The following is a 717-nucleotide window of genomic DNA, read 5'->3' as shown; positions in this document are numbered from 1 at the left end:
CAGAACATTTACAACAAGTATTTGATCGTTTTTATAAAGTTGATGCAGCGAGAACGCGAGGTAAACAAGGTACCGGTTTAGGTTTGTTCATTTGTAAAATGATTATCGAAGAGCATGGTGGTTCCATTGATGTTAAAAGCGAATTAGGAAAAGGCACAACATTTATTATTAAACTACCAAAACCAGAATAAAACTGAATATAGTTATTTAAGAACGCATGTTATTGATTAGAGACTCTAATTTATAGCATGCGTTTTTTGATTGATGTCGAAAGTTTTGTAAGTGGATTAGGATTAGGGTTTTTGCGAATATCAACTATTAAATATATTACTAATTTATATAAAAATATAAAGTTTGATAAAGTTATTTATTTGATTATAAAAATAGGGTAAAATATAGATATATTGTAATAATTAAATTATTCGAGGTGTCATATGAAAAAATTCATTGGATCAGTTTTAGCTACGACATTAATTTTAGGGGGATGTTCCATGATGGAAAATGAATCAAGTAAAGACACGAATACAGAAACAAAATCAGTACCAGAAGAAATGGAAGCTTCAAAATATGTAGGACAAGGCTTCCAACCACCTGCAGAAAAAGATGCGATTGAATTTGCGAAGAAGCATCGTAAAGAATTTGAAAAAGTAGGTGAACAATTCTTTAAAGATAACTTTGGACTAAAAGTTAAAGCTACAAATGTTGTAGGTAAAGATG

At 29.8% G+C, this 717-nt stretch carries 2 protein-coding genes; both read left to right on the top strand.

Annotated features, from left to right (window positions below):
• On the top strand, nt 1–191 hold a 191-nt coding region (locus IDG60_RS18370; RefSeq protein ID WP_241013400.1), incomplete at its 5' end, for an ATP-binding protein.
• Nucleotides 192–434: 243 nt separating this feature from the next.
• Nucleotides 435–717: DUF1672 family protein (locus IDG60_RS18365; RefSeq protein WP_117231796.1), on the top strand; the 283-nt coding region annotated here is incomplete at its 3' end.

The organism is Staphylococcus sp. EG-SA-2 (assembly GCF_017152085.1).
The sequence above is the reverse complement of the archived record's forward strand: the minus strand, read 5'-3'. Positions and strand labels throughout refer to the sequence as shown.